General features: G+C 46.2%; 19 protein-coding genes. 17 read left to right on the top strand and 2 right to left on the bottom strand.

The genetic code is table 11. The features are described 5' to 3' along the window. The first annotated feature begins 85 nt into the window (after positions 1-85). The 7 genes from B5D50_RS06265 (at position 86) to B5D50_RS06235 (ending at position 7,048) form a co-directional block, all read left to right on the top strand. Positions 86-472, top strand: coding sequence for a CidA/LrgA family protein (locus tag B5D50_RS06265; protein WP_078921731.1), 387 nt, complete (start codon positions 86-88; stop codon positions 470-472). Continuing rightward, positions 459-1,184, top strand: a complete 726-nt coding sequence (locus B5D50_RS06260; protein ID WP_078921730.1) for an LrgB family protein — start codon at positions 459-461, stop codon at positions 1,182-1,184. Before B5D50_RS06265 ends, B5D50_RS06260 begins: the two co-directional genes overlap by 14 nt. Positions 1,185-1,229: 45 nt before the next feature. Beyond that, entirely contained in the window at positions 1,230-1,706 is a 477-nt protein-coding gene (locus B5D50_RS06255; RefSeq protein WP_234975814.1) for an RDD family protein, read from the top strand. Between the two features lie 173 nt (positions 1,707-1,879). Beyond that, on the top strand, positions 1,880-3,364 hold the full coding sequence (locus tag B5D50_RS06250) for a leucyl aminopeptidase (protein ID WP_078921728.1): 1,485 nt from the start codon (positions 1,880-1,882) through the stop codon (positions 3,362-3,364). After that, complete coding sequence (locus B5D50_RS06245) at positions 3,365-3,787, top strand: DNA polymerase III subunit chi (protein ID WP_078921727.1); 423 nt, start codon at positions 3,365-3,367, stop codon at positions 3,785-3,787. Between the two features lie 45 nt (positions 3,788-3,832). Continuing rightward, on the top strand, positions 3,833-4,162 hold the full coding sequence (locus B5D50_RS06240) for a hypothetical protein (protein WP_234975813.1): 330 nt from the start codon (positions 3,833-3,835) through the stop codon (positions 4,160-4,162). Between the two features lie 60 nt (positions 4,163-4,222). Further along, entirely contained in the window at positions 4,223-7,048 is a 2,826-nt protein-coding gene (locus B5D50_RS06235) for a valine--tRNA ligase (RefSeq protein WP_078921725.1), read from the top strand. Positions 7,049-7,254: 206 nt separating this feature from the next. Here the strand turns inward: B5D50_RS06235 and B5D50_RS06230 are convergent, their stop codons facing one another. Next, on the bottom strand, positions 7,255-8,826 hold the full coding sequence (locus B5D50_RS06230; RefSeq protein ID WP_078921724.1) for a hypothetical protein: 1,572 nt from the start codon (positions 8,824-8,826) through the stop codon (positions 7,255-7,257). Between the two features lie 113 nt (positions 8,827-8,939). Further along, a complete protein-coding gene (locus B5D50_RS06225; RefSeq protein WP_078921723.1) occupies positions 8,940-10,199 on the bottom strand; it encodes an OmpP1/FadL family transporter in 1,260 nt (419 codons plus the stop codon). 310 nt (positions 10,200-10,509) lie between these two features. Here B5D50_RS06225 and B5D50_RS06220 point away from each other — a divergent pair, with 310 nt between their 5' ends. From B5D50_RS06220 to B5D50_RS06175, 10 genes are all read left to right on the top strand, one after another. Beyond that, positions 10,510-11,358: an ethylbenzene dehydrogenase-related protein gene (locus B5D50_RS06220; RefSeq protein WP_078921722.1), complete on the top strand. Its 849-nt coding sequence runs from the start codon at positions 10,510-10,512 to the stop codon at positions 11,356-11,358. Positions 11,359-11,377: 19 nt separating this feature from the next. Then, on the top strand, positions 11,378-13,711 hold the full coding sequence (locus tag B5D50_RS06215) for a hybrid sensor histidine kinase/response regulator (protein WP_078921893.1): 2,334 nt from the start codon (positions 11,378-11,380) through the stop codon (positions 13,709-13,711). Next, positions 13,692-14,018 carry an Hpt domain-containing protein gene (locus tag B5D50_RS06210; protein ID WP_078921721.1) on the top strand — a complete coding sequence of 109 codons (327 nt, stop codon included), beginning with the start codon at positions 13,692-13,694 and terminating at the stop codon, positions 14,016-14,018. Before B5D50_RS06215 ends, B5D50_RS06210 begins: the two co-directional genes overlap by 20 nt. A 13-nt stretch (positions 14,019-14,031) precedes the next feature. Then, positions 14,032-14,427, top strand: coding sequence for a hypothetical protein (locus B5D50_RS06205; RefSeq protein WP_078921720.1), 396 nt, complete (start codon positions 14,032-14,034; stop codon positions 14,425-14,427). 116 nt (positions 14,428-14,543) lie between these two features. Continuing rightward, the gene (gene ribBA / locus B5D50_RS06200) at positions 14,544-15,653 is read left to right on the top strand and encodes a bifunctional 3,4-dihydroxy-2-butanone-4-phosphate synthase/GTP cyclohydrolase II (protein WP_078921719.1); all 1,110 of its coding nucleotides are present in this window, start codon (positions 14,544-14,546) and stop codon (positions 15,651-15,653) included. Between the two features lie 42 nt (positions 15,654-15,695). Next, complete coding sequence (gene ribH / locus B5D50_RS06195; RefSeq protein WP_078921718.1) at positions 15,696-16,172, top strand: 6,7-dimethyl-8-ribityllumazine synthase; 477 nt, start codon at positions 15,696-15,698, stop codon at positions 16,170-16,172. A 1-nt stretch (position 16,173) separates the two neighbouring features. Then, positions 16,174-16,677 (top strand): transcription antitermination factor NusB, encoded by a 504-nt coding sequence (nusB, locus tag B5D50_RS06190; protein WP_078921717.1) that lies wholly within the window; start codon positions 16,174-16,176, stop codon positions 16,675-16,677. A 110-nt stretch (positions 16,678-16,787) separates the two neighbouring features. Continuing rightward, on the top strand, positions 16,788-16,985 hold the full coding sequence (locus B5D50_RS06185; protein ID WP_078921716.1) for a hypothetical protein: 198 nt from the start codon (positions 16,788-16,790) through the stop codon (positions 16,983-16,985). Positions 16,986-17,001: 16 nt separating this feature from the next. Further along, positions 17,002-17,796 carry a thymidylate synthase gene (locus B5D50_RS06180; protein ID WP_078921715.1) on the top strand — a complete coding sequence of 265 codons (795 nt, stop codon included), beginning with the start codon at positions 17,002-17,004 and terminating at the stop codon, positions 17,794-17,796. Next, positions 17,796-18,419 carry a LysE family translocator gene (locus B5D50_RS06175; protein ID WP_078921714.1) on the top strand — a complete coding sequence of 208 codons (624 nt, stop codon included), beginning with the start codon at positions 17,796-17,798 and terminating at the stop codon, positions 18,417-18,419. The genes B5D50_RS06180 and B5D50_RS06175 overlap by 1 nt, the downstream gene beginning before the upstream one ends. Positions 18,420-18,440: the final 21 nt, after the last annotated feature.

Genomic DNA, 18,440 nt, shown 5'->3' with positions numbered 1-18,440 from the left:
GTCACACTCAGCCTAACGCTTAGTTGCATTGCAGACACTGGCTTGATCAGGCAAGCTGCCATTTTTATGGCTGGAGGGTGGCAAGATGCCCTTTTTAAATGGAATCACGGTACTCTTAATCTATCAACTGCTGGGGGAGGTTTTAGTCCGCAGCTTTAACTTACCGATCCCAGGACCGGTCGTTGGGATGAGCTTTTTATTCATCACTCTCGTTGTTTATAAGCGGGTGCCGCTGGCCTTAGAAGCCGCTTCAACCGCTTTGCTGAGCCATTTATCGTTGTTGTTTATTCCGGCAGGGGTAGGCTTAATGCTGTATTTTGATGCACTCACCCAAGAATGGCTGCCAATTCTAGTGACTTTAATCGCCAGTACTCTCATCAGTATGGCCGTGATTGCTTTGACTATGCAGGGTTTAATGAGGCTGTTTAAACCTAAAACTGAACCTGCTGAGTCAAACGATGCAAACGAATGAATTCTTAGCCATTTGGGTTTACCTCTCCACTTCACCTTTGTTAGGTTTAACCGCGACATTATTGGCTTATGTGTTAGCTTATCGTGTTTATTTAGGCTGCCATGCCTCACCCTTAGCCAATCCTGTCGCTTTAGCAGTGCTTGCCTTGATCAGTCTATTGCTGCTGACTAATACTGCTTACAAAGATTATTTTGATGGGGCGCAATTTGTACATTTTTTATTAGGCCCCGCAACGGTAGCTTTAGCCATCCCCTTATATAAGCAACTGGCTACGATTCAACGAGTCTTGCTGCCATTGCTGATTGCCTTAGTCGTGGGTGTCTTGGTCGGTGCAGTCACTGCGATTTATATCAGTAAAGCTTTAGGTGCTTCTACATCAACCATGTTCTCATTAGCACCTAAATCGGTCACCTCACCCGTAGCAATGAGTATTGCTGAACATATAGGCGGTTTGCCCTCACTGACAGCCGCCTTAGTGGTATCAACCGGCATTATTGGCGCTGTTTTTGGTCCAAGCTTATTAAGCTGGCTTAAAATCGAAGATCCTCGAGTGATGGGGGTGGCCTTAGGTGTGACGGCACATGGGGTGGGGACATCACGGGCTTTTCAAATATCTGCTCAGATGGGGGCTTTTGCAGGGCTATCAATGGCATTGTCTGCCTTAGCCAATGCCTTGATGCTACCGTGGATTGTCCGCTGGTTGCCCTTATAAAGAGGCTAGTAGGCAGGCTTGCTTGAGAGGATTGAAGCGTCTAAAGTGAGGCCGATCTTTGGTTTTGAGCTTGAGAATTCGCGGATGAGTGTTTCGAATAAAGTGGTTAGTTTTCCCCGTCGCATGGCAGCGGTCTTGTATGACACTTTACTGATCGGTGTTACTACGGCAATTATTGGCGGTATCCTTGCAACCATCGTCGCTCAGGTGGGTGGGATTGAGCTACACCCCGGCTCACGCCTGTCTAATCTGTTATTTCTACTGGATTTGGTGATTGCTTTTTTTCTATTTGGCTGGTTTTGGACACATGGCGGTCAGACTTTGGGGATGCGGGCTTGGAACATTAAAGTAGTGACCGATGATGGCTCGCCCTTTCTCTGGCCACAGGCTTTTTTTCGGTATGTAGGTGCTCTATTTAGTTGGCTCGCGTTAGGAGTTGGTTTCTGGATGGCGATTTTTGATCCCCAAAAATTGACTTGGCATGATCGTTTCTCTCGTACTCATCTGATTCATACCCATTGATAGCTTGGACGACTACCGATTGCAGCGGTTCTATGCCTGATTCACCCTAGATTAGAGCTTGAGATTAGATCTTGCCTGACCATTTGCATTACACTTTTTAAGTAAGTTTAGCGTTATACTAGTTCAGATTTTTCTATAGCGTATTAACTCCAAAAAAAACCGTAGGATTCGTCATGATTTATCAATTTCAGGCTAATGCCCATGCCGCCCAAGCAGAGGCTGATTGCGTGGTAGTCGGTGTGTATAAAGCCAATGAGCTGTCCCATGCCGCTGCACAATTAGATACTGCATCTTCTGGCATGATCACTCAACATTTGGACTTAGGTGATTTCAGCGGTGATAAAAACCGCTTTAGTATTTTGTATCAGCTACCCGGTGTAACGGCTAAGCGAGTGCTGTTAGTCGGTTTAGGTGAGCGTGATAAGCTGACCGTAGATAGCCTCACACAAGCCAGCTACTGTGCTGCGAATTCGCTCAAAACCACTAAAGTTAAACAGGTTATTTCTTTTCTTACGGATGAAGCCAGCCAAGCGCTAGCGAATAATGCCGTTCGCCAGTCAGTCATTGCGGTCGCTGATACTTTTTATAGTTTTAATGAGTTCAAAAGCAATAAAGATGAGCTGCCCGCACCGAGCCTAGAGCAATGGACCCTAGCTCACCGTGGTAAAACCCAGTTAGCACTTGCCACCCAACAAGGGGCAGCAATTGCGGAGGGAATGAAGCTCTGTCGTGATTTAGCTAATAGCCCTGGTAATACCTGTACCCCCACTTATTTAGCCAAAACAGCCTTAACACTAGGTCATTCCCAAGCCAATCTAGAAGTCAGTGTGCTTGAAGAAGACCATATGGCTGAATTAGGAATGGGTTCTTTTCTTTCGGTCTCTAAAGGCAGTGAAGAACCGGGCAAAATGATTATCCTGCACTATAAAGGCGGACCAGCAGAGGCAGCACCTGTTGTCCTCGTGGGCAAAGGCATTACCTTTGATACGGGGGGGATTTCCCTCAAGCCCGGGGCGGCAATGGATGAAATGAAATTCGATATGACCGGTGCGGCCAGTGTCTTAGGCACACTCAGTGCTTGTGTCGCGATGCAATTGCCGTTGAATGTGATTGGTGTCTTAGCAGCCGCTGAAAATATGCCTAGTGGTAATGCCAGTAAACCCGGTGATATTGTCACCAGCATGGCAGGCAAAACCATCGAAATCCTCAATACCGATGCGGAAGGCCGCTTAGTCCTCTGTGATGCTTTAACTTATGTCGAGCGCTATCAACCCAGTGCTGTGATTGACATTGCGACTCTCACCGGTGCTTGTATCACCGCTTTAGGCCATCATATTTCCGGCCTCTTAAGTAATAATGATGCCTTAGCCGATGAGGTGCTCGCAGCAGGTAAGCAAGCCAATGATGAGGCTTGGCGATTACCAATGGGTGAAAAATACCAAGATCAACTGAAAAGTAATTTTGCCGATATGGCTAATATTGGTGGCCCGCCTGCGGGGACGATTACTGCTGCTTGTTTCCTAGCCCACTTTACTGAAAGCTATCCTTGGGTGCATTTAGACATTGCGGGTACTGCATGGAAAAGTGGAGCGGCTAAAGGCTCTACAGGCCGTCCTGTTCCTTTGCTCTGCCAATGGCTGATTAATCGAGCACAATAATTGACTCGTATCGCCTTCTATGTGGGCTCATCCCAGCACTTACAGGCTAGGCTACTACTAGCCTGTAAATTGGTGGAAAAAGCACTCGCCCAAGGCCTGCAGGTTTATATCCATACCGATCAGTTCAGCACCAGCACTCGCTTAGATGAACTACTTTGGACTTATAGCGACTTAAGCTTTATACCGCACGCCCTTGCACCGAGTACTGAGCGAGGCCTAAAGGTATTGATTGGGCACGATAGCGAACCACCTGAACCTTGTGAATTGTTGATTAACCTGTCGAATGAGACGCCTAGCTTCTTTGAGCGCTTTGAGCGCATGGCGGAAGTACTTGATCAGGAAGAAACTATTTTGGTCGCTGGTCGCAAACGTTACCAAACTTATCGAAACCACGGCTATACTCTAGACTATCATCAGTTGTGATGAGTAGAGAGATTGCTGGCATAAAAAATACTATTGGCATACGAGATGAGTAGCAGACACGACTTAGAAAGCACCATACGCATTCCAGTGATTACGGATTTAGTGCGTCCCGGTGATCGAGAAGCGATTAAACGTGCGAAAGCAGGCTCGAATACGGAATATCAAAAACATTTCGAGCGGCGCTTAAAAGAACGGATTGAAGAATTGCAATCCGCCACCGGCCAAGATGAATACGCGGGCTTAGCACGCGCCCATGCGATTCGTTCTGAACAACAGGATGGCGATAATATCCTCAGCCTTAATCAAAGCTATGAGCAAGAAATTGATCAGCGTCGCCAACAGCTGTTGCGTGAATTGTCAGCGATGTTAAAGTAAAAATTTTCTCTTAATCGGGTTATAATCCGCTCTTTTCAGCATTCTTCACAAAGAGCGGACATGGATAAGACCTACCAACCTCAAGCAATCGAACCACGCCTTTACCAGAACTGGGAGCAACAGGGCTATTTTAAGCCTAGTGGTGTGGGTTCAGCCTTTTGTATCATGATTCCGCCCCCCAATGTCACTGGCACTTTGCACATGGGGCATGGTTTTAATCAAACGGTCATTGACATCCTCACTCGCTATCACCGAATGCAGGGCAATAATACCCTCTATCAACCCGGGACTGATCATGCGGGGATTGCAACACAAATGGTGGTTGAGCGTCGGGTGAATGCCGAAGGTAAAACCCGCCATGACTATGGTCGAACAGCCTTTATCGAGAAAATTTGGGAGTGGAAAAGTGAGTCCGGCGATACCATTAATCGTCAACTGCGCCGCCTAGGTACCTCTCCCGATTGGAGTCGTGAGCGCTTTACGATGGATCAAGATTTATCGGCAGCCGTTGTGGAAGTTTTCGTGCGCTTACACGCAGAAGGTTTAATCTATCGCGGTAAGCGCTTGGTGAACTGGGATCCGGTACTGCATACGGCTGTTTCAGATTTAGAAGTGGTTTCTGAAGAAGAAAATGGTTGGATGTGGCATTTCCGCTATCCGATTGCAGATGCCAATGGTGCGGCTACTCAAGAGTATCTGATCGTTGCCACGACCCGTCCTGAAACCATGCTAGGGGATACGGCGGTGGCAGTACACCCCAATGATGAACGCTATCAGCATTTGATCGGCAAACAAGTGCTACTGCCTTTGGTGGGGCGCTTAATTCCGATTGTAGGTGATGACTATGCTGACCCAGAAAAAGGTACAGGTTGCGTTAAAATCACTCCTGCACATGATTTTAATGATTATCAAGTCGGCAAGCGCCATCAGTTAGCACTGATTAATATTTTCACCAAAGATGCGCATATTAATAACACTGCGCCAGAACCTTATCGGGGTTTAGAGCGCTATGCAGCGCGTAAGCAAATCGTTGCTGACTTAGACGCATTAGGTCTATTGGCAGAAGTGAAAGAGCACAAACTGATGGTGCCACGTGGGGATCGTTCGGGGACAGTCATCGAACCTTATCTCACCGATCAATGGTATATCGACCTCACCTGCGAGACTCAAGCTGATGGTCGCCCCGGGGGTAAACGAGCCTTAGCACAACCAGCGATTGATGTTGTGGCGAAAGGTGAGGTGCGCTTCATCCCGAATAATTGGATCAATACTTATAACCAATGGATGCATAATCTTGAAGATTGGTGTATTTCACGTCAACTGTGGTGGGGACATCAAATTCCGGCTTGGTATGATGAGGCGGGTACTATTTATGTTGGGCGCAATGAAGCTGAAGTACGCCACCAACATCAGTTAGCGCCTGAACTCACATTAGTACAAGACCCCGATGTTTTAGATACTTGGTTCTCGTCTGCTTTATGGCCGTTCTCCACCTTGGGTTGGCCTAATCCTCCTGACCAAGCCTTGAAGACTTTCTACCCTAGCAGCACGCTTGTCACTGGCTTCGATATTATTTTCTTCTGGGTGGCACGGATGATTATGATGGGGCAAAAATTCATCGGTGATGTGCCTTTTCGTGATGTGTATATCCACGGTTTGGTGCGTGATGCCGAAGGCCAGAAAATGTCTAAATCCAAAGGCAATGTACTTGACCCACTGGATATTATTGATGGCATTGACCTAGAAACATTGGTGAAAAAACGTACCAGTGGCATGATGCAGCCGCAACTTGCACAAAAGATTGAAAAAGCCACTCGTAAGCAATTCCCTGCGGGTATCGAAGCTCATGGCACAGATGCTTTACGCTTTACCTTTGCATCATTTGCCACGGCAGGCCGTGATATTCGCTTTGACCTACAACGCCTAGAAGGCTATCGTAATTTCTGCAATAAACTCTGGAATGCAGCGCGTTATGTTTTGATGCAATGCGAAGGCCAAGACACGGGCTTAGATGATAGCCTCCCCCTAGAATTATCCACGGCAGATCGTTGGATTGACTCCAAACTGCAAACGGTCGCAACCGAAGTCACCGATCATTTAGATAATTACCGCTTCGACTTAGCAGCGCAAGCTTTGTATGAGTTTACTTGGTATGAATACTGCGACTGGTATTTGGAGCTAACCAAACCCGTTTTAAGTAAACAGAATACCAATGAAGCCGCCAAACGTGGTACACGCAGAACCCTCGTTCGTGTCCTAGAAGCAAGTTTGCGGATGCTGCACCCAATCATGCCGTTTATTACTGAGGAAATTTGGTTAAGTATTAAGGATTTAGCCGGCAAAACTGGCAAGAGCATTATGCTAGAACCTTGGCCTAAGGCAGACCAGACTCAATTAGATGCCACCGCAGTGGCAGAAATCGAATGGTTAAAGACCTTCATTATGGGGATTCGCCGCATTCGTTCTGAAATGGATATTAAACCGGGGCAAGTCTTAAATATTTTACTAGCTAACTGGAGTGCGAACGATCAAGCCCTCTATGCCAGCAATCAAGCAGTCGTACAAAGTATGGCTAAAGTCGGCCAAGCCACATGGCTAGCTAAAGAGGCCATTGCCCCTGAATCCGCGACGGCTTTAGTGGGTGAAATGCAGATTCTAATCCCCTTGGCTGGTTTAATTGATAAAGACGCAGAAATTGCCCGCTTGAGCAAAGAAATCGAGAAAATCGAAAAGAATTTAATCGGTGTAGAATCGCGCTTAAATAATCCAGCCTTTGTAGAAAAAGCTAAACCCGAAGTGATTGAAACCGCAAGGAAGCAAGCTGAAGAACAACGGTTGGCATTGGGGCAATTACAAGGGCAATTGGAGAAGATGCAGGCTTTATAACTCTATCTAAACTCAGCTAATAAGTGTGATCTAGCCTAAGAGCGGAAGGAGTGGCAACAAATGCAGATTGAGAAATTAATCTGCATGAAGCCACTAGAAACCTGAGTTGCTAAATAATCAGCCTCACTGATAATCTCGGCTAGACTACGAGCTAACGGCATAACCCAACCTTCATGTTGTTCGTGGCAAATTAAACCTTGCCACTGCTACTGAGCACCATTGATAAACAGTTCCAGCCAAGTATAGCCCCCCTGCCCGGCTGCTGGTTGCTTAGCATCACTGGCATCAGCAGGGTTTAATCCTCGTACTTGCTCCCAGTGGTCAGAGATACCATCACGGTCAGTGTCAGGATAAAGTTCACCTTCAATCTGTACTGGAAAACCACCGACCTCGGACTCGGTAAAAGGAAAGGTTTTATTGATATACCTTGTCATGCGATAGTCATCGACATAACGTTGATCAATCACATCCCGATTATTCACCCATTGACCTCGGCTGTTAATCCGCTGACTCGCCCCGGCTTGTGCTAACACCGATTTTTCCGCTTCCACCGCAGTTTGGACAGTAATAGCGACACCATGAGTCGTCAGAGCTTGCGGGCGAAACCAAAAAATAGGCATGCGCTTGCTACAGGCTTGTTTGCGCTCCTGATAATGACAAAGTAGCTGCTGGCTAGTAGGCTCGCCTGCCACTAAATAACGATTATCTTTTAAGAACAAGGATGGATCACCCGGCAAGCCATCCCACCAGCCGTCAGGGTCTTGTTGCTTTCGCTCGCGGGCGGCAGGAACTAAGTGTAAACCGCCCAAGCCTTGATCATAATCAGCCGCCGTAATCGGTCCTGCCTTCCAGGTATTGCCAATCACATCCGCTTTAACAGCACCCGCCAAAACCGTAGGCAACCATTGCCAATTATAGATTAGATTATTAATCAGCTGCCCTTGCTTGGTGAGTAAATCACCATTACGCTTCTGGCTGTGTACCAATAAATTATGATGAAGACTAAGGCGGTCAGCGGCATATTTAGGATCACCGTCATAACCCGACATAAAAGCAGCACTAGGGTGCCCACGCCCATCCTCATGTCGCACCAACCCTTCACCGATTAGATTCCAAGAAAGAGTAAGATCAGTCGCTGTCCCTTTAGAGCCATCCCAAAGTTCTCCGGTATATACACTAACCCCCTCAGCAGGCATCCAACTGAAAGAACAATGATCAATCATGACGGCACGGGCTTGATTCGACAACATCAAAGTTTCTGGGGTTTGTTGACCAGCAAACACCGGTAACTGTCGTCCAGTACGGAAGCGCAGATAACGCAGCTGCACATCATGGGTTAAAATACTAACTCCATTATTTTTGATCGTAATGCCACCCGCTGGAGCAGTTTGCCCCGCGACCGTCAGATAAGGACTGGTAATACGGATATTACCTAAGCGTTGAATATCAACTTGTTGAGTTTTTTCATTCCAAGTCAGTTCATCCTTGAGCAGCTCAATCACCCCAGATACCCGAAATACCACCGTGCGTGGGTAAGGCTGCATCAGCGCCCAACGTAGAGTACCTGGAATTAATTGATGTGGATCAGCAAGATCGGCTGTGCTACAAGCCTTAGTCGGACAAGGATCATCTAAGCGATCCACCACTAAGACTTGCCCTCCACGCCCGCCTAGACTATCGGCACCCGCCCCCTCCGCCCCCGGAAAGGCCGGCAGACCTGCATAGGCAGGTATTGCAATGAGATAAAGCCATATCAGCCAAAAAATTCCTTGATTCATGCATCAAGATATAAGTAAGCCTAGTCTCTTTGGCTAAATACAAACTTGACCGAAGGCTAGAAACACACGCCCGATGAACGTGTGTCATAATGTCAAATAGGGGGCACTCGCCCTTAGAACTGATGGCTATAAGAAATGCCAATCGCGTTTTGCTTCATTTTCAGATTATAGGCATCTAACGGCACAGGACCTGGTGGCGGTACTGTCGTATCACCTTTAGTTTCGTTCTCGAAAGCATGCGTAAAGGAGGCAATTAGGCTCGACTTGGGGGTGAGTTGCCATTCAGCACCTAAAGTGAGATGTTGCTCAACGACACCGGGTGCTAAGACATTTAGCGTCGTCTCCGAGGATTTAACGGGGTTCGTACCTTTATTATAACCGATCATCATCGCCATTTGTGGGGTGACTTGCTGCTTTAGACCCAATTTAACAGTAGTGACATCCTTCCAACCAAACCCCGGACCATCTTTGCCACCAAATTGCACAGGTTTATGACTGCTATTGCCAATCGCGGCTAGATCCGTGTAATTAACCCGCTGCACATCACCAACGACTAAAGTATTTGGGGCTGCTTGCCAAGCAAAACCCACACTTAAAGCAGCAGGCACATCAAACTCACCTGCATTGGCAAATAACCCCGAGTATTGATCTAATTTGCCCATACTCACTTTGGAACGATAAGCTACCCCTAAGGATAAACTAGGCGCTATTTTACCTTGCCAACCAATACTTGCACCGATCCCAGTTGAACTATCATAACCATTGTTCGTGACATGCCCCGGATTAGCTGAGAATTGGGCATTATCAAAGTTGTGCAAACCTTCTGCTTTGAATTTGTGATAAACCAAATTCGCGGAAACACCAATGGCATGATGCTCGTTTAATTTATAGCTGAGGGTGGGCGCAACGAATAACTGCTGATAATCGACCCCTGCCTTGCCTATCCCGAAGTTGGGGTTTTTCTCATAGCTAGTATTCATCCCCCCATTGCCATAGACCGCCACCCCAAAATCAAACTGTTTTAAACTGCGTTTGTAGGAAATCTCTGGAATAAAAAAGTTTTGCTTACCATTCCCATCATAAGTCACATCGGCGGGCATCCCAAACGCTTTACCATTAAAGGTGGCACTGCGCTTAGGTTGGAAAACTTCTAAGCCTACATCATAACCATCGGCGACAAACGAAGTAGCGGCGGGATTACTGGCAATACTTGAAGTATTCGCGGCATAACCCGTTCCAGCCCCCCCAAGGCTACGATGCTCCGTACCTAAGCCGATGGGCGCAAGACCATTGGTAGCGAAAGCGGGGATAGTGGTGAAGCTTAAAAGAATAGCAGTAGACAGCAGTGATAGGCGCAAGACGCTTGCGTGCATAGTTATATCTCCTCTCGTCAGCGGTAGTGATTACCTAACTAGCATACTCACCGAAGCTAGTCAAAACTGTCAATTGAAAAGCAGCTCCCTATCTCTAATGGCTAGAGTGACTCATGTACATAGATGAAAAAACAGCCAAGCCCTCAAATACTGACTTACATACTAACTCACTACAAAAACTGCTGATCCTAGGTGGAGCTTGCAGCTCATCGCCCCATTCTTTCCTTTTATCAAGTGATTCGGTAAGCTTTTAGGAGCTTGTTCTTAACCATTTGACACCAGAAATACAACAATTAGAGGGAACGTGTCTATGCGAGTTGTTCTACCTGCACTTTTGCTTGCAGTTTCCACTTTGATCCTGATTCCCGCTGGTGCTGCTGAGCTACCAACTATTCCGATTCTTAAACTGGAGTCTAAGCCTGTACTAGATGGTTCGGAAGACGATTGGCAGGCCATACCAGCCGTAGAAATTCCTTTAGTCTATTTAGGCAAACCTGAGTGGGTGAAAACAGTACGGCTTAAAGCAGGGATTTTTGGTGATGAAGTATTTTTCTACAGCGAATGGGAAGACAGCACCGCAGATACTCAACATAAACCACATGTCTGGGATGCGGCTCAGCAAAAATATCTTGAAGGTCCACAACGCGAAGACCGCTTTGCGCTTGAGTTTGCGATGACGGGGGATTACGACGCTAATTGGTTCTCGGGCAAAGAATTTAAAGCCGATATGTGGAATTGGAAAGCTGCACGGACGAATCCGATTCATATTAGCCATGACAAAATGACGATTCTTAGCCGCCAAGCGATGCCCGAGTCTTATAAAGGTACACTACCGGATGGCAGTGCTATTTATATTCAACGCCCGACTGACTCTGGCGAAGAACCCTATATCACCAAGCGCTATTTCAAAAAACAGCAGGATTTGATGGCTAAATACCTTCCCCGTGAGCTGCTCGCTAAAGGTACGGATGATGTTAAAGCAAAAGGCATTTGGAAAAATGGCAAATGGTATTTAGAGCAAAGCCGTAAACTCGATACCCAACAAGCGGATGATAGACGGTTTACCTTGGGTGAAACTGTCAAAGGTGCGATTGCAGTTTTTGATCACGATGAGAATGAACACCATTTTATCTCTCAAACCCTGCTCTTTAAGTTTTAAGGTCATCAATCTTAAACTTATGCGTATCTTTACGAATCTACGCTTATTACAAATCATTGATACCAGCCTGCTGATTACCTTACTCGCTGGCATGGCTCTCTTACTTTGGTCTAGCCTCAGTGATGTTTCAGCTAAAGCCCAACAAAATGAACAACACTATGCTTTGGCTATCCAAGAAGCCTATCTTGCCTTTCAAAAACAAACCGAACTAGAGGTTTTAATTGATAATCAGCGCAAAGCCTATGATGCGTTGAATGATGAATTTTTTCGCTTTGCCAATAACCCAAACAGTGACCGTGAGAACTTACCGCTCATTAGAGAACTCTCTGATCATTTAAAAAAAAGAAGTGCCGATATTTTGCGGGCTTGGCCGATTAACACTGACCATCATCTTAAAGCACAGTTTGAAGAGCTGACCGGCATACTGACCGGTTTGATTGATGAATTGGAGTCCTTATCATCTGCTCATTGGCTACAATTAGCCCGTGATGCTCATGATACCTCGCGTGAGGCACATGCACTGATGGAGAAAGTCACCACACTCGATGATAAAGTGGGCCAACAGACTATGCTCTCAATCCAAGAGTCGATTCAAGAGACAGCCGCTAATACCCAAGCAATGGCCAAACGCCTTGAAGCCGTCAAGTATAAAACTTTATTAATAACCGCCTTGATTATTGTAGGTTTATTACTCAGTCGCTTTTATTTTTCGGGTCATTTTAGACAACTGATTTATACGGCTCAAGAGGCACAAGCGATGGCTGAAGAGGCCGTCAAAACTAAAGCGCGCTTCCTCGCCACGATGAGCCACGAAATCCGCACCCCGATGAATGGGGTGATTGGTATGACCCGCTTATTAATGAATACACCCATGAGCAAAAAGCAGTCGGAATTTGTGGAAAGTATTCATCTCAGCGGTGAGCATTTATTGACAGTGATTAATGATGTACTCGACTTTTCTAAAATCGAAGCAGGTAAGCTTGATTTAAAACGTGAGCCTGTCGAGCTAAGAGCTTGTATTGAAGATGTTTTTAATCTACTCAGCGCTAAAGCCTTAGAAAAAAATTTAGAGCTAGCCTATGCAGTCGCACCGACTATTCCCTTGTTTATTGAAGGCGATGTGGCACGCTTGCGACAAATACTCACCAATCTGATTGGCAACGCGATTAAGTTCACAGAACAAGGAGAGGTTTCGGTTTCTGTTACTGCCGCTAGCCAAGATAAGCAGCGCTATGAGCTTGAATTTGAAATTAGTGATACCGGATATGGTATCCCTACCGACCGAATCGACAGTATCTTTGAATCTTTTAGCCAAGCCGACAATACTCTTACTCGACAAGGAGAAGGCACGGGCTTGGGCTTAGCGATTTCGCGGCGCTTAGTTGAAATGATGGAGGGGCGGATCTGGGTAGCAAGTGAGTTAGGTGTCGGTAGTCATTTTCATTTTACCCTTATGACCCAAACCGCCACTGGCAAGCTCAAACCTTTTCTTTATCCGAATATTCCTGAAATCACAGGTAAACGAATTCTGATCGTTGAAAATAATCCCATCAATCATCAAGCTCTCCAAAACTTCTGTCAGGACTGGGGAGCAATTACCCAAGCTTGTACCAATGTTAGCGAAGCCATCAGCTTATTAGTTTCAGGCCAGCACTATGATATAGGCTTAGTCAATAGCCGACTACCGAAAGCCTCAGCCCTAGCCTTTGGTCGCTATGTACGCAATCGTTATAACCAACAGGCTTTCCCACTGATTCTGATTGCGCCGCCCAACGACCCACATCCTAAAGAGCTCGTGCGCGAGTTATTTAACCTTTATTTAACCAAGCCCATTACCCGTAGCCGCCTTTTTGATAGCCTAATGACCGTGCTCGGTGAGCTGAATCTTCTCACTGCTCGCACTGAGCAAGCTCCACTTAAACTCGGTGAACGCTTACCTTTGTCGATCTTGCTCGCTGAAGACAACCCGATTAATCAAATTGTTGCCACGTCTATTCTGAATGAAATGGCCTATAAAGCCGAAATTGCCGAAAACGGCCGCCAAGTGCTGGAAGCTTTACGCAAACAAGCGTTTGATGTCATTTTCATGGACATGCAAATGCCCGAATTAGATGGCCTAGCCGCTACCCGCTTAATTCGTAGCGAGTTCCCCACGGATCGTCAGCCCATTATTATTGCCATGACTGCAAATGCGATGGAAAGCGACAAACAAGCTTGCTTAACCGCAGGAATGAATGACTATATCAGCAAGCCCATCCTGCCAGAAGCGATTGAAGCAGCGCTGCAACATTGGTGTATTCCACCTAAACCTCAAGCCCAACCCTTATTAAACTATGTCAGTCTTAGCCAATAAAACTCTAGAACTACTCCCTGCCTCTATTTTACCGCGCTTAATTGCCCTCTTTGCCTCAACCACACCGGCACTTATTGCCGAAATTCAGCAACACGCTGCGAGTGGTAATTTACTGGCAATGGCACAAGCAGCACATCACCTCAAAGGCTCTTGCCTGAGCCTCGGTGCAGAAAACATGGCTGAGCTTTGCACGGAATTACAGCATAAAGGTGAGGCTCAAGATAAACTAGGCATAGACGACTTTATCGCCGAATTAGTGACTAGCTATCCCGTCACACTCGCTGCTTTGCAGCAAACTCAAACTTGAATGGACAGGCTGAATGCTCGAACTTACCCCCAATAATATCTATCCCCTTACGCTGATTAGCTCTGCTTCACTGGCTCTAGTTTTAACTTTAGTAATCGCTTTTAAATGGAAAATCCCCAATCCTAGTTTTGCCTTAGTACGCAGCTTATCAAGCTTTGCGATGGTTTGGCTGCTCTGGGGTAGAATTTCGGGTTCAGTGAATTTTAATCAAGGTACTGGAGAAACCAAGATCGGCCTGTTTGATTATTTAATCGTGCAACATACTCGCCATGCAGAGCAGACCTGGCTAGCACAGGCTGCATTAGACACCAACTCTTTATTACTCACCTTACTGACCACAGGCTTAATCATCTTTAGTATCAACTGGATCCTCAGTCGCTTAGCCGCCATCAGTGATCGACGACTTTAAGCTCGCTGAATGAGAAATATCTATAAATATCTGCGATGACGATTAGTCATCTGCTACAGATTTGCGTATGATTGCCGCCTCAGAAATTGCTGACGACCCCAAGCGGACACCACATCATGGCATTTAATACAATTGAAGAAATCCTTGCGGATTTAGCAGCAGGCAAAATGGTGGTCATCGTCGATGACGAAAATCGTGAAAATGAAGGCGATTTACTGATGATTGCCTCCCTGACCCGTCCTGAAGATATTAACTTTATGGTGAAAGAAGGGCGTGGCCTCGTTTGCTTGACACTCACCCGTGAACGCTGCAAACAACTCAATTTGCCTTTGATGAATGCAGCTACCGATGAAGCCCATCGTACCAATTTTACGATTTCGATTGAAGCCGCCGAAGGCGTGACCACTGGGATTTCGGCTTATGATCGTGCGCATACCATCCGCACAGCTGTCGCCCCGAATGCCCAGCCTTCTGATATTGAGCAACCCGGGCATATTTTCCCCATCATGGCTCAACCCGGCGGGGTTTTAACCCGCGCTGGGCATACCGAAGCAGGCTGCGATTTGGCACGCTTAGCGGGTTTTGAACCGGCTGCAGTCATTGTCGAGATCTTAAATGAAGATGGCACTATGGCACGTCGCCCAGATTTAGAGGTGTTTGCCGCTAAACACGGCTTAAAAATGGGTTCGATTGAAGATCTGATTCGTTATCGGGTGCAGAACGAAAAAACAGTTGAACTGGTTTATACCCGTGAAATACAAACTGAAGCGGGAACTTTCAAGCTATTTGCTTATCAAGAGGCAGCGCGCTCGAATATTCATTTAGCCTTAGTTAAAGGTGAGGTTCATCCCGAGCAACCAATTTTGGTACGTGTCCACCTCGAAAATGAACTCTGCGATTTATTAGCTTTGAAAGAACCTTGCTGCGGTTGGCCGCTGCGGGATGCCATGCAACGGATTGCTGATGAAGGCGCGGGAGTGATTATTATTCTGCGTGAACCCAATAATAATACCCAAGATATGCTGAATCGCTTAAAAGCGTTTGAATCTCAACCGATTGTGCAGGACAATACGCCCTCTTCGCCTGCTGACCTAAAAACCTATGGCATTGGTGCGCAAATTATCGCGGATCTTGGCGTCCAAAAAATGCGGGTGATGAGTGCACCCAAACGCTTCTTAGGTATCGCGGGCTTTGGTTTAGAAGTAGTTGATTATGTTCACAATTGAGATAGCAGCTTGCTGCTTAGACTCAAGGATTAAAGGTTGAGTATGACAGGCATCAAAGTAACTGAGGGTGATTTCATCCCGCAAAAAGCACGTTATGGCCTTGCGGTTGCGCGTTTCAATGGCTTTATCGTGGAGAGTTTATTAGCAGGTGCACTGGATACTTTAAAACGCCACGGCATTGAAGAGCAGGATATTGAAATTGTCCGAGTCCCTGGGGCTTATGAATTGCCCGTTGTCGTGCAGTCGATGGCTGTGAATGGTGACTATGATGCCATTATTGCCCTCGGGGCAGTCATCCGTGGTAGTACTGCTCATTTTGATTATGTTGCAGGAGCTGCGGCTAAAGGCTTAGCCTCAGTCGGTCTAGCCCATGATATTCCAGTCATTTTTGGGGTATTAACCACCGACACCATTGAGCAGGCGATTGAGCGTTCAGGTACTAAAGCGGGCAATAAAGGCGCAGAATCAGCCTTGACTGCGATTGAAATGGTTTCTTTATTAAATAAACTGCGTGCCTGAAATGTCCAAAAAACCCTCACGTCGTCCCCCACTGAATGACATGCAGCAATTGATTGCCAAACGTCGTGTCGCTCGCCGCTTAGCGATGATTGGTACTTATCAATGGCTAATGACGGGCAATACCTTTGAGGAAATTTATCAGTACTTCCAACAAGATTTAGAACTAGCCGAAGACTTTCGCAAATGTGATGCCGCTTTTTTCCATAAAATGCTGCGTTGGTCGATTGAAAATACTGAGCAACTAGAAGCCTTATTAAATCCACACCTAGATCGCAAACTATCGCAGGTGGATATGATTGAGCATGCAGTGATGCGGATTGCAACTTGCGAACTGATTAATAATCCCGAAACCCCCTATAAAGTAGTCGTCAACGAATCGGTGAATCTCACTAAAAAATTTGGTGCTGAACAAGCCCACAAATTTGTGAATGGTATCTTAGATAAAGTCGCCAGCCAAACTCGCCCTGCAGAATTTAAAGCTAGCCAGTCATCCACCCTAAACTGACCGCTGATTAAACTCTTCGCCTTTTATCCACCTATTATCGACTAACTAATGTTCTATTTTGCTTAGGGCCTACAATTAAATTGTCCTACAAGAACAATAAGGAATTATTTATGCAACATTTTAACCAAGAAGAAACTCAACAGCGTCCTTTGTGCTATACCCACAAATCGACTTGCTATCTTGAAGAGCACAGCCCACAAGTAGGCAGCACTGATAGCTTGCCGTTAGTTTATACTTGCACTTTAAAATTTAATACACGCAAGCAACAAGCAGGTAAACTAGCAGCTAATCCTCAGCAACAAGGCTAATTAGCGGTTATTTATCATGCAGACCTACCTTGATTTAATGCGTCATGTGCGCGACCAAGGTTGCCAAAAAGGAGACCGTACAGGCACAGGCACTGTTTCGGTCTTCGGCTACCAAATGCGGTTTGACCTCTCAACCAGCTTCCCTTTGCTTACCACTAAACGCTTACACCTACGCTCGATTATTTATGAGCTACTGTGGTTTTTGCAAGGTGCGACTAATATTCGCTATCTGCAAGAGAACGGGGTAAGTATTTGGGATGCATGGGCTGATCAAGACGGTGAATTAGGCCCGGTGTATGGCTATCAATGGCGCTCTTGGCCTAGTGCAGATGGGCGACATATTGATCAAATCAGCCAAGTGATTGAGCAACTCAAAACCACCCCCGATTCGCGGCGGTTAATTGTTAGTGCTTGGAATGTAGGGGAACTAGAGCAGATGGCTTTACCACCTTGCCATGCTTTATTTCAATTTTATGTCGCTGATGGCAAACTCTCCTGTCAGCTTTATCAGCGGAGCGCGGATATTTTTCTAGGTGTGCCATTTAATATTGCCTCTTATGCTTTGCTTACCTTAATGGTTGCCCAAGTCACGGGTTTAAAACCGGGTGAATTTATTCATACCTTAGGCGATGCGCATTTATATCTGAATCATTTAGAGCAAGCTGAGCAGCAATTAGCTCGCACGCCTTACCCATTACCGCAAATGAAATTAAATCCGGCGGTGACCTCTATCTTTGACTTTAAATATGAAGATTTTGAATTAGTTAATTATCAATTCCATCCACATATTAAAGCACCGATAGCGATTTAATGATGTCAGCTGAAACCTTAGCGGTGTTTATTCCGACTTTCTTTTTTGTATCGGTCACTCCCGGCTTGTGTATGACCTTAGCCTTGACCCTAGGCATGTCGATTGGTTTAAAACGTAGCCTGCCAATGATGTGGGGTGAACTCTTAGGAGTAGGACTAGTGGCCACTTTAGGTATCGTTGGGATCGCCGCGATGATGCTGAAATTCCCCACTGTTTTTTTAGTATTCAAAATCTTGGGTGGCCTCTATTTAGCATGGATTGGGATTGAAATGTGGCGTTCGCGTGGACGCTTAGCCATTCCAGAAACGCCCGATGCAACAGTTTCAATTCAGCCCTGGGATTTAGCGATGCGTGGATTTATCACCGCAGTCTCCAATCCAAAAGGCTGGGCCTTTTTACTCTCTTTGCTACCACCGTTTATTGATCATAGCCGTCCGATTGGTGCACAGTTAGTAATCATGCTGACGATCGTACTCAGCATGGAATTGGGTTGTTTATTAGCTTATGCCAGCGGTGGCCAAGCGCTGCGCCATTTGCTCTTAAAACAAGGCAATGTTCGCCTGCTCAATCGGATGACAGGATCTCTCATGATAGGGATAGGTATTTGGCTGATTCTCAGCTAAAACTTGCTTATACTTAAGACC

The sequence above is a fragment of the Thiothrix eikelboomii genome, from assembly GCF_900167255.1.
GTDB lineage: Bacteria > Pseudomonadota > Gammaproteobacteria > Thiotrichales > Thiotrichaceae > Thiolinea > Thiolinea eikelboomii.
Note: the sequence above shows the minus strand (reverse complement) of the source record. Positions and strands in the feature narration are given on the sequence as shown.

Coding starts and splice junctions, on each gene's coding strand:
- B5D50_RS06265 (WP_078921731.1), top strand. CDS start 86: ATGCCCTTTTTAAATGGAATCACGGTACTCTTAATCTATCAACTGCTG.
- B5D50_RS06260 (WP_078921730.1), top strand. CDS start 459: ATGCAAACGAATGAATTCTTAGCCATTTGGGTTTACCTCTCCACTTCA.
- B5D50_RS06250 (WP_078921728.1), top strand. CDS start 1,880: ATGATTTATCAATTTCAGGCTAATGCCCATGCCGCCCAAGCAGAGGCT.
- B5D50_RS06240 (WP_234975813.1), top strand. CDS start 3,833: ATGAGTAGCAGACACGACTTAGAAAGCACCATACGCATTCCAGTGATT.
- B5D50_RS06235 (WP_078921725.1), top strand. CDS start 4,223: ATGGATAAGACCTACCAACCTCAAGCAATCGAACCACGCCTTTACCAG.
- B5D50_RS06230 (WP_078921724.1), bottom strand. CDS start 8,826: ATGAATCAAGGAATTTTTTGGCTGATATGGCTTTATCTCATTGCAATA.
- B5D50_RS06225 (WP_078921723.1), bottom strand. CDS start 10,199: ATGCACGCAAGCGTCTTGCGCCTATCACTGCTGTCTACTGCTATTCTT.
- B5D50_RS06220 (WP_078921722.1), top strand. CDS start 10,510: ATGCGAGTTGTTCTACCTGCACTTTTGCTTGCAGTTTCCACTTTGATC.
- B5D50_RS06215 (WP_078921893.1), top strand. CDS start 11,378: ATGCGTATCTTTACGAATCTACGCTTATTACAAATCATTGATACCAGC.
- B5D50_RS06210 (WP_078921721.1), top strand. CDS start 13,692: ATGTCAGTCTTAGCCAATAAAACTCTAGAACTACTCCCTGCCTCTATT.
- B5D50_RS06205 (WP_078921720.1), top strand. CDS start 14,032: ATGCTCGAACTTACCCCCAATAATATCTATCCCCTTACGCTGATTAGC.
- ribBA (WP_078921719.1), top strand. CDS start 14,544: ATGGCATTTAATACAATTGAAGAAATCCTTGCGGATTTAGCAGCAGGC.
- ribH (WP_078921718.1), top strand. CDS start 15,696: ATGACAGGCATCAAAGTAACTGAGGGTGATTTCATCCCGCAAAAAGCA.
- nusB (WP_078921717.1), top strand. CDS start 16,174: ATGTCCAAAAAACCCTCACGTCGTCCCCCACTGAATGACATGCAGCAA.
- B5D50_RS06185 (WP_078921716.1), top strand. CDS start 16,788: ATGCAACATTTTAACCAAGAAGAAACTCAACAGCGTCCTTTGTGCTAT.
- B5D50_RS06180 (WP_078921715.1), top strand. CDS start 17,002: ATGCAGACCTACCTTGATTTAATGCGTCATGTGCGCGACCAAGGTTGC.
- B5D50_RS06175 (WP_078921714.1), top strand. CDS start 17,796: ATGATGTCAGCTGAAACCTTAGCGGTGTTTATTCCGACTTTCTTTTTT.